The 14,710-nt window shown below is 40.4% G+C and carries 13 protein-coding genes; 5 read left to right on the top strand and 8 right to left on the bottom strand.

What is annotated here, in order from left to right; genetic code table 11:
* The first annotated feature begins 103 nt into the window (after positions 1–103).
* Complete coding sequence (locus tag ACE3JL_RS00065) at positions 104–445, top strand: DUF952 domain-containing protein (RefSeq protein WP_271989511.1); 342 nt, start codon at positions 104–106, stop codon at positions 443–445.
* On the opposite strand, the gene ACE3JL_RS00060 is transcribed toward ACE3JL_RS00065, so the two are convergent.
* Positions 422–1,735 carry a cytosine deaminase gene (locus ACE3JL_RS00060; RefSeq protein WP_375328574.1) on the bottom strand — a complete coding sequence of 438 codons (1,314 nt, stop codon included), beginning with the start codon at positions 1,733–1,735 and terminating at the stop codon, positions 422–424. The genes ACE3JL_RS00065 and ACE3JL_RS00060 overlap by 24 nt on opposite strands.
* 646 nt (positions 1,736–2,381) lie before the next feature.
* Positions 2,382–3,269, bottom strand: a complete 888-nt coding sequence (cofG, locus tag ACE3JL_RS00055; RefSeq protein WP_375328573.1) for a 7,8-didemethyl-8-hydroxy-5-deazariboflavin synthase subunit CofG — start codon at positions 3,267–3,269, stop codon at positions 2,382–2,384.
* 112 nt (positions 3,270–3,381) lie between these two features.
* Here cofG and ACE3JL_RS00050 point away from each other — a divergent pair, with 112 nt between their 5' ends.
* A complete protein-coding gene (locus ACE3JL_RS00050; RefSeq protein WP_271989517.1) occupies positions 3,382–5,046 on the top strand; it encodes a transglutaminase domain-containing protein in 1,665 nt (554 codons plus the stop codon).
* Here the strand turns inward: ACE3JL_RS00050 and ACE3JL_RS00045 are convergent.
* The 3 genes from ACE3JL_RS00045 to ACE3JL_RS00035 form a co-directional block, all read right to left on the bottom strand.
* On the bottom strand, positions 5,043–5,309 hold the full coding sequence (locus ACE3JL_RS00045) for a hypothetical protein (protein ID WP_271989519.1): 267 nt from the start codon (positions 5,307–5,309) through the stop codon (positions 5,043–5,045). The two genes, ACE3JL_RS00050 and ACE3JL_RS00045, sit on opposite strands and share 4 nt — an antisense overlap.
* A 142-nt stretch (positions 5,310–5,451) precedes the next feature.
* Positions 5,452–5,847, bottom strand: coding sequence for a type II toxin-antitoxin system HigA family antitoxin (locus ACE3JL_RS00040; RefSeq protein WP_196219547.1), 396 nt, complete (start codon positions 5,845–5,847; stop codon positions 5,452–5,454).
* On the bottom strand, positions 5,834–6,133 hold the full coding sequence (locus tag ACE3JL_RS00035) for a type II toxin-antitoxin system HigB family toxin (protein WP_375328572.1): 300 nt from the start codon (positions 6,131–6,133) through the stop codon (positions 5,834–5,836). Before ACE3JL_RS00035 ends, ACE3JL_RS00040 begins: the two co-directional genes overlap by 14 nt.
* Before the next feature lie 295 nt (positions 6,134–6,428).
* On the opposite strand from ACE3JL_RS00035, the gene ACE3JL_RS00030 reads away from it, so the two are divergent.
* The 3 genes from ACE3JL_RS00030 (at position 6,429) to ACE3JL_RS00020 (ending at position 10,179) form a co-directional block, all read left to right on the top strand.
* On the top strand, positions 6,429–7,139 hold the full coding sequence (locus tag ACE3JL_RS00030) for a sirohydrochlorin chelatase (protein WP_375329654.1): 711 nt from the start codon (positions 6,429–6,431) through the stop codon (positions 7,137–7,139).
* Positions 7,136–7,600: a 2-amino-4-hydroxy-6-hydroxymethyldihydropteridine diphosphokinase gene (gene folK / locus ACE3JL_RS00025; protein ID WP_271989520.1), complete on the top strand. Its 465-nt coding sequence runs from the start codon at positions 7,136–7,138 to the stop codon at positions 7,598–7,600. The genes ACE3JL_RS00030 and folK overlap by 4 nt, the downstream gene beginning before the upstream one ends.
* Positions 7,601–8,115: 515 nt before the next feature.
* Positions 8,116–10,179, top strand: a complete 2,064-nt coding sequence (locus ACE3JL_RS00020; RefSeq protein WP_271989522.1) for an ABC transporter ATP-binding protein/permease — start codon at positions 8,116–8,118, stop codon at positions 10,177–10,179.
* Positions 10,180–10,320: 141 nt separating this feature from the next.
* Here the strand turns inward: ACE3JL_RS00020 and ACE3JL_RS00015 are convergent, their stop codons facing one another.
* The 3 genes from ACE3JL_RS00015 to ACE3JL_RS00005 all read right to left on the bottom strand — a co-directional run bounded on the left by ACE3JL_RS00015 (position 10,321) and on the right by ACE3JL_RS00005 (position 14,568).
* Positions 10,321–11,982 (bottom strand): GUN4 domain-containing protein, encoded by a 1,662-nt coding sequence (locus ACE3JL_RS00015; protein WP_375328571.1) that lies wholly within the window; start codon positions 11,980–11,982, stop codon positions 10,321–10,323.
* 111 nt (positions 11,983–12,093) lie between these two features.
* The gene (locus ACE3JL_RS00010) at positions 12,094–12,504 is read right to left on the bottom strand and encodes a hypothetical protein (RefSeq protein WP_375328570.1); all 411 of its coding nucleotides are present in this window, start codon (positions 12,502–12,504) and stop codon (positions 12,094–12,096) included.
* A 51-nt stretch (positions 12,505–12,555) separates the two neighbouring features.
* The gene (locus ACE3JL_RS00005; protein WP_375328569.1) at positions 12,556–14,568 is read right to left on the bottom strand and encodes a phospholipase effector Tle1 domain-containing protein; all 2,013 of its coding nucleotides are present in this window, start codon (positions 14,566–14,568) and stop codon (positions 12,556–12,558) included.
* Between the last annotated feature and the right edge of the window lie 142 nt (positions 14,569–14,710).

Here is a 14,710-nt window from a genome sequence, read left to right as displayed (position 1 = left end):
TTGTCTTTATTCCCTGACCTCTAGTTTAAGAGAATTGAGGGATGCTAATAGCTTCACGCTGTATCCTAAAATTAGGAATAAAGTGACAGTAGGAGGCGAACCGATGATCTATCACATCACCACGGAAAGAGGTTGGCGAATAGCTCGTGAAATGGGGGAATATCGGGCGCATTCTCTAAAAAATGAGGGATTTATCCATTGTTCCACCTTGGAACAAATTCCGAAAGTTGTGGCCGCTTTTTATCAAAATCAGCCAAATTTACTGGTTTTAGTCATTTCTCTCGAACAATTGCAGGCCCCGGTCAAATGGGAGCAGCCCCAGCATCCTAACCCAGAAAATGCCACTTTAGAGCTAGAAAAAGAGACATTTCCCCATATTTACGGTGCTATCAACCTAGAATCGGTAGTTTTTGTTAAACCCCTAGAGGATTTGCTCAATTCCTAGAACTAAATCATCTAACTCTTGGTAATCGGGGAGAGTCGTATCGATGCTCAACCCGCGCCGAATCACGAGGCGATCCCACTGTGGTCGCGATAATAGCTCGCTAAAGTAGCGAGCCTTGAAAATTAACAAATTTGCCTCTAGACCCGTCTTAATGCGCCCTAAATGGGGCAATCCGAGCAGATTTGCTGGGGTGAGGGTGACACTATTTACCCAGTCAGCGTAGGGTGTATCGAGGTGAGCAATCCGCACCGCTTGAGTAAAGACTTCTAAACCATCGTGATCCCCAAAACCATAAAAGGGATCGCGACAGTTATCGCTGGCAAAAGCAACCGGAATTCCCGCTTTTTTCATCTCTTTTATTTTAGTTGTCCCGCGCCAAAAGGGAGTTTTTTCCTCTTGACGATCCTGTAGGTAGAGATTGCACATCGGCAAGCTAACGATAGCAATGCCCGCATTTTTGACTAAATTTAGGGTTTCTTGGATTATTTCAGGGGATTGTACCGCTAAACTGCAACAGTGACCACAGATGATTTGTCCAGAAAATTGCTTTTTGATAGCAGTACGCGCGATCGCTGCTAAACAGGTAGAATCGGGGTCGCCGTTTTCATCCAGATGAAAATCGAGATTTAAGCCCCTTTCTTGGGCTAATTTGAAGGCAATATCAATTTGTGCCTGTAAATCAGGATTTGTGTAGGCTACTCCCCCTAATATGCCTCCAAATTCGGCAATTTTATCGGCTAAGGCCGCTCCCTCGGAGGTTTGATAGTAGTCAAGGGAAACTAGAGAAACCGCTTGCAGGGTGATTTTACCGGCCCATTGTCGTTGCAATTCTGCCAAAGCAGTCAAGCTAATCTGTGCCTGTTGACCAAAAGAGTCGATATGGGTGCGAATAGCGGCGGTTCCGTGGGCATAACTGCATTTAAGGCCGAATTCCATGCGACGATACACATCCTCTAAGCGCCACTCCCGTCGGGAATCCTCTAGGACCATTTTTAAGGCACTGTCAAAAGTGCCATCATGGTTAGGACAACGCTGCCAACTATGACCTTTATCGAGATGGGTGTGCATATCGATAAAACAAGGAAAAATAATCTTTTTTTTGAGGTCGATGACGGGAATATTATCTTCGGGGGGGATTGTTGAGGTGATGCGATTAATGTAACCTTCATTAATTTCCAGATTAACTAAGGTTAATCCCTCGGAGGTTTGGGGAGAAAAAACCTCATTTTCTAGGAGGGAAACCGGAATATGAGCATTTTTGAGCCAGTAGCGCTCGCTTGAGGGAATCATAAGACCTCTGGTAAAAATCAAAAATTGTTGTTAAGTACCTAAGCAAAATTAATTACACATATCTAACCCCCTCTTGCCTTTTGCCTCTTGCCTTTTGCCTAATCTTTACTAGGAAATTAATTTTGCACGACTACTTAGGGTTAGGAGCATCTCACATTTGCAGGAATACCAACAATCAGCAATTATCAGTAACTCTTAGATGATTACAAATGTATCAGCAGCTGCGTGTAAGCATACCACCGAAAAACTAATGCGCTCCGGGGTTTGGGGGGTAGAACCCCCCAAAAGCTTGGATTGAGTGATAAAATCGGAAGTAATGCCCGATCTTAGCCGAGAGTTTCCCCGTAAAAATCCCAATTGGTAGATTGACAAAAATGAGATGCAGCCTCGGTCGTCGGTCGTCAGGAGAATTAAAAATGAATAATAAGGGACTTGCGCTTTGATAATGTACCTTTTGGGCGAACGCAGTTCGCCCCTACATTGTGGACAAAATCCGTTACTGTAGGGGCGCAAAGCTTGCGCCCTCCGATCGATTGGGATATTATTCCCACGCAAGTCCCTAATCAATTATGTGGTATTAAGTAAGGCGTGTTAAATGACATTAACAGTGCTATCTTTTCACTGATTACTGATTACTGTTTACTGTTTACTGATAAACCGGCAGACGCGGCTTTAATTCCCAGCCATAAACTGCTAAAAATTCCTTTAATTTATCGGGGTGTAAATGGAGGTAATCGGGATTAACTTCATCGATAATGCCAATACCGCCTAAATCCTGCGCTCCTGCCGCTAAACAATCCAAGAGAAAAAGAGGATCAGGGACTAGATTCGGGGGAATTTGAATGACAATATCTGGGGGCAAAATTTCCCTAGCTTGTCTCACTAAAGCGGGTAATTTTTGCAGATCAAAAGGGTTATTTTGCCACTGTTCTCTTTTACCCGGATTGTAGGGTTGTAGGATCACTTCTTGAATATGTCCCCAACGTTGATGAATAGTGGCAATAGTTTCTAAGGTCACTAAGCGATCGCCTTCTGTTTCACCAATTCCTAATAATAACCCCGTGGTAAAAGGAATTGCTAATTCTCCCGCCCATTGTAACTGTTCTAAGCGCAGGGACGGCACTTTACTGGGAGCCTGACGATGGACAGTATTTAATAAAGTCACCGTCATTTGTTCTAACATTATGCCCATAGATAGATTGACATTTTTTAGTTTTTCCATCTCAGCAAAAGTTAAAATACCCGCATTGGTATGGGGATAAAAACCCATATTTAAAGCCAATTCTCCTAAATTATAAATATGGCGAAACCATAACTCTCGATTGGGTGCTAAAGGATGAACTTCGCCGCTAAGAATTAAAATTTCCGTAATTTCCGAACCCTGCAAAGCAGTTAAAATCTCTTTGGCTTTTTCCAAACTTAACCAGCCATCAGTACCTAAATCCCTGCGAAAATTACAATAACTGCAACGATTGAAACACTCGTAGGTAGGTACAAGGGTATGAGAGGGACTATAGGTGACAATTCTTGACATTTTTTTCGGGATTGCAGTTCATTACGAGCATTCAGGGGCGAGAAAATTTGTTATCGTGGGGAGAATTGCTGTTTTATTCATCTAAAAACGCTCTCCCTTTTCGTTTCCTCCTATGATTTTCGATCCTGCCAGTCTTCCCTCCCATCGTCAAACGATTCGTCCGATTAGCGCCACGGCCCTGCACGGAATTGTATTTCAAGATGACAAATTAATCGCTATCGACGCAAAAAACGGCTATTTATACCAAATTGCCCTCGATACTGGTCATACAAGCGTACTTAATTCCCATCGCTGGCAGGAATTCGTCGGGACGACGGGATTGGCAATCGATGATCAAAATAACCTCTGGTTTACCACTCGCGAAAATCTCTACTGCTGCACTCTCGAAGATTTTACCCCGAAATTTTTCACCCGTCTTCCCTACACCGCTAACGGAGTCGCTGTAACTGGTAACACAATTTATGTCACTTGTCAACGTTCTGGACAAATCTTTATATTTGATCGCCAATCGGGACAGGAAATTACTCGTTTATACGCACCTGGTATCGGCATCGAAAATATCACCATTCGCGGGGAAGAACTTTGGCTAACGGATACCCTAGAACAAACGGTTTACTGTCTCGATCGCGCCACGGGAGAACAGCTTTTTAGCATGATAACTCCTTTTGAATCGCCGACGGGATTAGCGTTTTATCGCGATGCTAACAGTGGCAAGGATATCCTATATGTGGCCTATGCTTTCCAAGAACCCTGTATCCGCGATAATCCCAATTCCGAACAGGTTCACGAACTTAGTTATCGTCCGCGTACTTTTGTCCATCCTCTATATTTTCACTACGATCCCGCTAAAAAATACGCCCTTTCTAACGGTTATCTGATTGAATTATCCTACGTCGAGGAATTAGAACCTCTCTATAATATCGAACTAAAAGATGTGGAATGGCGCATCGCTTTACCCTTAGAAACACCACGGCAAAAAATTCGCAGTGTCGAAGCAGTGGGATTGCCTTTTATTGAAGAAATTCAGGACGGGCAGCGGGTGGCAGTATTTAAGTTCGAGCAAATAACCGGCAAACAACGTCATATTTTTGGTTGGAAAGTAGTATTAGAAGTATGGGGTATTAAATACCAAATTACTCCCCAAGATTGCGAAGATTTACCCCCCTTACCCGCCGATTTTCCCGATCGCTATTTGATCGATAATGATGATCTGGCCATGAATACAGAAATTATCCTCAATGCTGCCGAAGAAGCGACCGGTCGGGAAACCAATCTCCTCAGAAAAGTTTATAGTATTCGTAATTACGTCTATGATCAGCTTTCCTACGGTATCAAACCCAACATCGACACCCCTGATATTGCCCTGCGGCGCGGAGTCGGTTCCTGTGGGGAATATGTGGGTTTATTATTGGCCTTGTGTCGTCTCAATGGTATTGCCTGTCGCACGGTAGGACGCTATAAATGCCCACCCCATCCCCTTGAACGTAATTTACCCCTCGAACCGGATTACAATCACGTCTGGATGGAATTTTATCTGCCCTCTATCGGTTGGGTTCCCATGGAGTCCAATCCCGATGATATTTTTGAAGGCGGTCCCTATCCCAATCGTTTCTTTATGGGTTTAGCTTGGTATCACACGGAAATTGCCAAAGATATCCCCTTTGAACGAATGCTTAGTCAAGGACAACCGGTGTTAAAAACCCAAGTTCCCATCGGCGATTTAGCGATTAATCACGTTCAATTTATCATTCTTGAGGAATTAGCCCCAAAAGACTAGAATTCTGAGCCATCATCCATGATGCCCATTTCTCTATCTCTGGCTTCTTTGAGTTCTTTGACCATTTGCAAACCCGCGCCCACACAGAAGCCCAGAGCTGCCCCGGCACCGGTCAAATAACGTCCATAGATGATTTGATAGCTATAGGGATTTTTATAGTTGACTTGGCTGGGATTGCGTTCAATGCGGCTAATGCCATAACCGATACCAGCACCAACTAAAGCCGTTACTAGGCCTGAAAATAGAACTAGACGAAAGTTCATGATCTTATCTCCCGATAGACTCTGACTTTAGATTATCGCTGAAAATTAGTTAATGGCAAGCTATCGCAATAATTTGTTAAGTAGTCGTGCCAAATTAAATTAATCCCCTTGAGATGTGTAATTAATTTTGCTTAGGTACTTATTAAGTAAATAAACTGGCATCAACCCGAAAATATGCCCCCAAAGACCTAGCTTCTGACTGATTGATGCTGCGTTGTCCCTTAATTATTTGCTCCACCGCATCAGGGGAACCCAAAATAGTAATTAGCTCTGGATATTCTATCTCGTTAGCTTCTATCAGATGCTGTAAAGTCGCTAAAGGATTTCTGTCAGGAATTGGATAATTATCTGCCTCGAACCTTTCGATCAAACTAATCAATAACTCCAGTAAAGCCTCCTCCTCTAAACTAAGTTCCGAGCGATGTTCTAACTCTTGGGCAATTGCGATCGCTCGCTCGTTTTCCACCTCTGTGGTGATTGCTTTTGGTTGATAGTGAGCGAGTAATTCTCCATAGGTTTTAGAATTAAAAGTAAGCATCATTTTTCCAATTTCCTTTATCGTACTCGGCATGGGTAAGAATGTATTTAATATAGATAGTCTGTCGGCTATAAACTATATCTACAATTAGACGAAAGTGATTTCCTTTAATGTTAAAAACAGTGAAATTACCAACAGATTCAGCACTTTTATAAGTGGCTTGCACATCGATTAGATTTTGCCATGCCGCTTTACTAACGACTCTATACCAATCATAGAGAGACTCGCAGGAATTAGCATTAGTGATACAGAAATCGCGAAGTATTCGACGGCTAATTACCCGCATAATACAAATATACCTCTGGCAGTTTCTGTCAATAGCAATTATACCTCAATATCTAGACTAACTCAAGCCGGCGGGCTGATTTGCTCACACTTTACACTGCCTAAAATGGTAGCACTTGGGGCTAGTGGGGAGGTTTTTCCGCTTACCAGCTAAATTGAGAATATCAGGGGCATTGATGCCTAAAGGGAGACAAAATGTATTAGGCTAAAAACTAAACTATTTTGGCCAGATTTCTTTGAAGACCTCCTCAGCCTACTTATTGGTTTTCCACGGTAGTCGCGATCCGCGTCCAGTTATGGCGGTGACTCAATTAGCAGCCTTAGTTCGGGAAAAAATCAGTCAACCCGCCGAAAGATTAGGGAGTAAATCGGAGTTTAGCCCATCTATAGCGGTTCTAGAAGCAGATAATCAGGTATTAGTGGGGACTGCCGCTCTAGAATTAGCGATAACACCGCTCCATCAACAAATAGAAGCTTTTGCCCAACAAGCACAAAGCCAAGGATGTAACCAGTTGCAGATTATCCCCCTGTTTCTCCTGTCGGGGGTTCACGTTAAAGAAGATATTCCCGCGGCCGTGGCCAAAGTGCGATCGCCAATTAAGCTAGAGTTAAAGCCCCATGTAGGCAGTTATCAGGGCATAAAATCGCTGTTATCCCGACAATTTGCTGATTTAAGCCCCCAAGACCGCATTTTACTGTCCCACGGTAGTCGTCGCCCCGGGGGTAATCGGGAAGTGGAAAATCTAGCGGCGTTTTTTGGAGTAATTACAGCTTATTGGTCGATAGAACCGAGTTTATGCCGACAAATCGAGATTTTAATCGCTCAAGGTAGCCAAACAATCGCTATACTGCCCTATTTCCTCTTTGCCGGTGGAATTACGGCCGCGATCGAAGCCCAAGTTTTTGAAATAGCGCAAAAGCATCCAAATGTCAATATATTTTTAGGTAAATCTTTAGGAGCGACGGGGGAATTAGCCGAGATTATTGTTGAGGAAGGGTGTGGATGAAACGGGCAGCAATCGCTCTAGGCAGTAATTTAGGAGATTCAGCGACAATTTTAGGGCAAGCTTTAGGGGAATTAGAGCGAGTCAAAGGAATTAAATTAAAAGCTCATTCCCAATGGTATCAAACTGCGGCCGTCGGCCCTCCTCAGCCGAATTATCTCAACGGTTGCGCCATTGTGCAAGTGGATTTATCGCCCCTAGATTTACTGCATAAATTATTAGAAATCGAGCAGTTATTCGGGAGAGTCCGACGGGAAAGGTGGGGACCGCGTACCCTCGATTTAGACTTAATATTTTATGAGGACTTGATCTTAGAAACGCCCGAATTACAGATACCCCATCCCCGTTGCCGAGAACGCGCCTTTGTGCTGGTTCCCCTGGCAGAAATTGCCCCCGATTGGCGAGATCCTGTGACCGGAAAAACTATCCTTCAGCTATTGGAGCAATTGGGATTGGGGGAGTAAGGTGTTAGGTGTTGGCTTTTAGAGACTTGCTTAAAACCGACAGTCCGCACCTGAAAATGTAGCAGAAAGTAGCATGAACTAAGCCAAGAAAAAATAAGCCAAAATACTGAGAGGATTAGACAGCAATCCATAAAACCACTCATCAATCTATTCTCCTGTATTGTGGCGAAATTGATCGATCAAACTGAATTAATCACAGTTTAATCTACATTTATTCTTTCTTGGATAACTTCTATTAACTAGCGTATATCGGGGAAAAATGTTAATATATATTACATTGTGGGCGCAATACTGGCGCTTCTACATTGCACTGGGTGTAATTTGGTAAGAGCTTATAGCGTAAGCCCTTTCTTTGATAAGATTTGCTGATCACCATAACTCCAAGGGAACCGAACTCCTAAAACTTCAACTTCGAGATAAAAATGTTATCAAAAGACAAAAACGGGTAATTCTCCCGCTACAATGTGATATTGAGTTGTCAAGAGAACAGTAAAGTAACCACCAATTGGATATAGATGTCCCAATATACCACTAAAAAAGCGACGGAAAACCCTGTTGTGTCTGATCAATCCTCCAATAATCCCTTTTCACTATTTGGTCAATTTTGGGAAAGCCTAAAAATTGTGGCTCAACCCTATTGGTATCCAACGGAGTTAAATGGACGTGCCTTTGGAGATGTGATCATTTCTTGGGGAATGTCAGCTTTGATTCTTTTAAGTATCTTGGCAACGGTGGGGGTAGAAGCTTTTAGTAGCTACTGGAATCGTTATGTACTCGACATTATTATTGAAGATAGAGACCTTTCTAAATATCTCAATACGTTATGGTTATCCAGTTTCTTGATTATAGGAACAACAGGTTTATTTGCTTTTTCTCAATTTATTCGTCGTCAAGTGGCATTGGATTGGTATAAGTGGTTAACGAAACAAACCGTTAAAAAATATCTCAATGATCGCGCTTATTATAACATTGATTTTACCTCTACTTTAAAGAACCCTGATCAAAGATTATCTCAAGAAATTGAACCAATTACGACCATGACCTTAAGGTTTTTAATTACCTTAGTGGAAAAAGGGTTACAAATGATTACTTTTTCGATTATTCTTTGGACAATTTCCCCACAAATTGCTGTTTATCTGATAATTTATACGATCGCAGGAAATTTAATAGCAATTTATCTAACTCAAGAATTAAATAAAATTAATCAATCTGAACTTAATGATAAAGCGGATTATAGTTATGCTTTAACCCATGTGCGTAACCACGCCGAATCTATTGCTTTTTTTCAGGGAGAAGAGCAAGAAGAAAAAATAATTGAACGCCGTTTTGAACGAGTTATTCAAAGTTCGGAAAAGCTGATAAATTGGGAACGTTTTAATAATCTTTTTAATCGTGGTTATCAGTCAGCGATTAGTGTATTTTCAATGTTTATTTTGACCCCGATGTTTATTAAAAATGAAATTGATTATGGAGAAATTAGTCAAGCTAGTTTATGCTGTTTCCTTTTTTCTAATGCCTTGGGACAATTAATTACTGAGTGGGGAACATCGGGTAAAGTTTCAAGTTATATTGAACGGTTAGCTACCTTGAAAGATGCCTTAACAGTTGCCAGTGAAGAGCCGAAAAACTTAAGTCGTATTACCACCCTGGAAGATGATCGTCTAGCTTTTGAAAATTTTACCCTACAAACTCCCGATTATGAAAAGGTAATTGTGGAGAATTTATCGGTTTCTGTTCCCTTGGGAGAAAGCCTACTGATTATTGGCCCTAGTGGTCGAGGAAAAAGTTCCTTGCTACGAGCAATCGCCGGTTTATGGAAAGCGGGTAGTGGTCGTTTAGTACGTCCTCCTTTAGCTCAAATGTTGTTTTTACCCCAACGTCCTTATATTATTCTTGGCACTTTACGCCAGCAATTACTTTATCCCCATACCAATGAGCAGCTGAGCGATGAAGAATTAAAAAATATCTTAAAAAAAGTCAATCTTCAACATTTATTAACTGACGAAAATGGCTTAGATAAAGAAGTTAATTGGGAACAAATTTTATCTCTGGGAGAACAGCAAAGATTAGCTTTTGCTCGACTATTAATCACTAAACCCACTTTTACTATCTTAGATGAAGCAACCAGCGCTTTAGATTTAGTAAATGAAGCCAGTTTATATCGGCAATTACAGGAAAGTGAAACCACTTTTATTAGTGTTGGTCATCGGGAAAGTTTATTTAATTATCATCAATGGGTCTTAGAGTTAACAGAAAATTCCCATTGGCAGCTGTCAACTGTAGAAGATTATCAGCGTCAAAAAGTTAATAATATGGTTATGATGTCAAACAAATCAGAAAATTTCTCGGCGGTAAAAATAGAGACTTTTTCTGAGGTTAAAACTGAGCATGATTCGGAGATTGCAGGAGTTTCTGAAATAACTGAAGGTTTGTCCCATCAACAAATGCAGTCCCTAACTGATTATTCTTTAAGTAACGTCAGGAGTCGTGCTAGTTTAGGTAAAATCATTACTGCTAAAGATGGGGTTAATTATCGTTACGATAAAGACCCAAAAGCCTTAAAATGGGTGAGGATCTAGAATTTTCTCGCTAATTTATTTTGGCTGCAATTCAAGGGTTTCAGAAATGTTAAAGTGGTGCGTTACCGCAGATTGTTAATTTTGGTTTTTGTCAAAGATTATTACCGCTTAACGCACCCTACAAGCTGATAGATGATGGTTTTAAAAGTCAGAAAGAGGAATAATTCCACAGGCTTGAATTTTGCTGAAAACGAGGTGAAGTTGCCATAATAACCAATTACCAACTCTCCAGAAAGCCACGGAGTTTTGATGATCAGAAGCTTCAGCAGATGAATAACCAAGATTTTCCTCAAAAATCAACCAATGAACCGGTAAATGACCGAGGGGAGAATTCAGCTCTAATTGAAAGTTTAGTTGCTCATAATTGAGCCATTGACCTTCCTTCCGCCAACCTAAGCGATCGCCAAGTTTCTTTTGAGTTTCATAATCCACTAAACCACCGAGACTAGAGAAAATAGCCTGCTGAATACTAAACCCGAAATGACCATGACTATAATGCAGCCAAAGTTGATCAATTTTTTTCAGTTCTGAACAAGGTAATTGAGCAATATCTTGAGGATAAACCTCATTCCAGTAGGTTCTACCCAAAATTTTTAATAGTAGTTTGGTCGTTTGGCGATCAGCCGCTTGCCACTGTTGCTTTTTTAGCAAATCTTGTAATTGATTATAATCAAGATCCGCCGATTCTTGAGTTAAGATATTTGGAGAAGTCGGGGGATTTTTAGAACTAGAAGATTTGTCAAGATTGTTTTGAGGGAATTGAGAAACAACTATTGCCAGGGGAATTTTGGGGATAGTGTCTTTTTGACAAACCTCTTGTTCCGCTAAATGAGCAGATAATTTATTGATGGTTTTTTCTAGGGAAATAAATTGTGCTGACCATTCACTTTCATTGAATAAGTAATCATCAAATTGCTCAGAGGAAAAAGCCTCTTTTAACCTTGCTTCTTTCTCGTAACCAGTTGCTAGAAAATTTAACAAAAACTCAGAATTTATGGCGGAATCTGACGTTTCTAAAAGATCAGGTTGAGGTGGAAAAATATTATCTACCAAATACTTAATTTCTCCCACTGTTGCATAAAATTCTTCATCCACCTTAAGGACTTCTTCTATTAATAATTGAAAAGGAGCAAAATAGTCCTGTAAGTAGTTTTCAAAATTAATCGCATTTTGGGCAAGATTAGCAATTTCTTGGCGAACTTGTTGGGATTTGAGTTGATAATGATTTAATTCCTCATAAATTTTGAGTTCTTGAATAATTGCTTGCACAATTTTTTTCTGCTTTTGAGTATCCTCGGCTAATTTCTGCACTCCTTCCCCTAGTAATTTCGTTTTTCTCAACATCAAAAAAGATGTTTTTCCCAGTAGCAAAATTGCCCGAAAATTTTCCTGTTTTTCTAGCTTGAGTTGATTGAGAATATTTTGATTATTATTATTTTTAATCTCTAACTTTATTCTCTCGTAGTCTAAGATTTTTAATTCTTGATATTTTTGGGAAAATAAAATTTTGAGATTGTCACTGAGTTGGAGTAAAAAACGATAGTATCCGTCTTGATAGATTTCTAGTCCGTTAATTAATAAATTATAGTCTTTAATTAATAACTGCGTCTCCATCAGGATTTCTTGTTGAGTAATTTTTTCTTTTCGTTTAATAATCTTACCAAAATAGTAATGGTAGCGAACTCCTTCTTGAATTAATTTTCGACGTTCTTTGATGATTTTCTGAAAGTTTTTTAGGTATCTATTTTTAAATACAGGAAGTTGATAGCTTTGCTCATAAATGGCAATTTTTTTATAGGTCATCAGATGTGGAGAGTTCCTATTTAGCATAGCTATCTTAGACCAAAAAATTCCTCAGTACTTACCAATAATCATCGGCTGCTCCCAGCTATTACAAGAGGGAGCAATACCTAATTAAACATTTTCAACTTCAATAACTGGTTCATTTTCAATAACAACTGTTTGAGGATTTTCAGGAGTTGGCTCAGTTACCGTTTCTTGCTGCTTTACCGTCTGTTCTTGATGGTCAGTCAAGTGTTTTTTGGTTTTTAATTTCAGGTCATCAGTCAGAGGTAAAGTATCAATTTCAGCTAAAAGTGTTTCCAGGGATTCTTTTTTACTTCGCTCAGTGTAAAAAGAATTCAGAACCGCTTCAATTCCGTACTCGGCGATCGCATCTCCCAAGACAGTAACTAACCCCATCGCTCCGATACTCAGAAAAACTACAAAGGGTTGTCCGAGGGTCACAATTAGCACGATGACGGCAATAATAGCCGAAGCTAAATAAGCACCTGCTACTTTTTTAATAATGTTATCGAGTTCCATAAAAATCACCTCAAATTTCTAGCGCAGGATTCATTTAATTTTAAAGCAAGGTTACTCTTTCTTCTGATCGCTGTCAAGTAAGGCTTGAAGAAACGGTTCAAGATTTTTGGGACGATAATCGGAAAAAGCTTTTAATCGTTTGACTACACTGTGATGAACGGTAACAACTTTTGTGTTGAAATGTCGCGACTGCTCACCTCCCAAGGCCGACAATCCCTTGACCGTATTATCGAACTTGATGGTCGGGTCTGGTTTAATTTGGAATTCCTCGGATTCAGAGGTATTTGAGTTAAACTCTAATCCCAATTTTTTGGCTTGATTAATCATCCATTGTAAGGGGTAGTCGGAAAGTCCTTGATATTCTTTTTTGCCACCACCTAGACAGGTATGTTCACCGACAAATAAAACTTCTTTGACAACTTGTTCAGGATTTTCGGGATTGGCTTTGATCGCAGTGGAAGGGAAGTTTTTCCGTTTTTCATCAATGGCAACTGCATGAAAAGCATTTTGGATAATCGGACTTAATTTTGTATTACTAAATTCATATTTTTTATGATAAAACTTCGCTAGGGGAAACCAGGGAGTTAAATCGGGAATACCCAAATTGCCAACTGTATCCCAGCAACCTAACATCTTGACTGGAATACGATCTTGAAAATCTTCTTTTTCTGTCTCAATTTTTTTGGCATTAGCGGCACGAAATTGTTGAGCTTTGGCACTATCGGAACTAACGGTGTGATCTCGATATAGTTGATAAGCTTGGGGAATTTCTTTAATCTTAGAGGGTTTTAGGATTCCGCATTTATCGATAAAACTTGCCAAACATCGAACGATATATGCTCCGCGACTAAAACCTAATAAATAAATTTCATCTTCGCTTTTGGGATTGTAGTTAAGGACAAGAAAACGATAGGCATCTTGAATCATTCGATCGAGTCCCCAGCCAAAAGTTTCATTTCCTAAACTTTTGATGAATTCGTTATCTTCTGGGCTGCCAGAACCTGACAGAAAGACGATTTGAGGGGTTTGATCTTCGGCAATATATTTAATGGATTCGGCGAATTTAACCACGTTGGTGGGGTAAGCACTGGCCGAGTCTTCCCAAGAACCATCACAACAAATAATTAACCGTTTTTTCTGGTTTGAATAAGTCAGTATATCTGGTTGAGAAATTGCTTTTTCAGTAATTTCCTCCATTTCATTGCTGGTAAGGGCAGCTTCTTCGGTGATTATAGTTGATTCTGGATTCTCTTCTGGGGAGGGTTCTTGATGTTCGGCTGGAGCATCCTGTTCAATTACTTCTTCTTCTTCAAGGGAGTTAAATATTTCGTTGACCATTGTTATCCTTTTTGCATTCCTTCTAACTTTACTGCTAGTCTGAGTTTTTGATTTAGGGGGCGAGGTCGGTTTGGCGGGAAGACTATCTAGTTGCCAGGTTGTCCCATAAAGAATACCATGATTGCTATAACTTGTTTGATCTTCTGCATTGCCATTGAGTGATAAATAAGTGACTAGGCTAAGGTCATCAACCCTGGGAGATTGATACATCGTTTTTTCGATTTCTTCTTGGCTAAGTGCTTGATTCCAAACAGAAAGTTCGGCGAGACAACCTTGCCAATAATGGGAGAGATTAACAGCGGCTCCTAAGATGATTTTTTCAATTCCGGTTAAGGCACGGTTATGACCGTTGCCACGATGCCATATGATCCCGTTACGGTGGATTAACATTCGGCCTGTGGTGGCATTTTTGACAAAGGCCCAGTGAGTCCAATCACTATAATCTTTAATCTTGACTTTTTTTTCAATTCGATCGAAACCTTCTTCATTTCCCGCATCCCAAAAAATTGCAGGTTTCACGGGATCGCCCCAAGGCAGGGTAATATGTAGAACGCGGTTATTTTCCCGATTAACAGCTTCTAAAAGAGTCGTTTCTGTGGATAAATTATTTTCCCCTTTTGCCCAAAATGTAATGGTAATACTCTGATCGATGTCAAGAAATCCCTGGGATAAATCCATGCGATCATCGATGCCATTAAATTTTAGTACAGAGCGTTGTTCAGCCATTGGTTTTGTCACCGACCGGGGGAGAAAGAGGTAATCAGGGGTTCAGGGATTCTGACTAATCAGAGACTGATCTATCGGTCGTGATTTCCCAGAATTCTACCCCCTAGTTTAACACATTTTAGTTATCTAGCGATATGAGTGA

This window comes from Microcystis sp. BLCC-F210 (genome assembly GCF_042134685.1).
GTDB lineage: Bacteria > Cyanobacteriota > Cyanobacteriia > Cyanobacteriales > Microcystaceae > Microcystis > Microcystis aeruginosa_D.
Note: the sequence above shows the minus strand (reverse complement) of the source record. Positions and strands in the feature narration are given on the sequence as shown.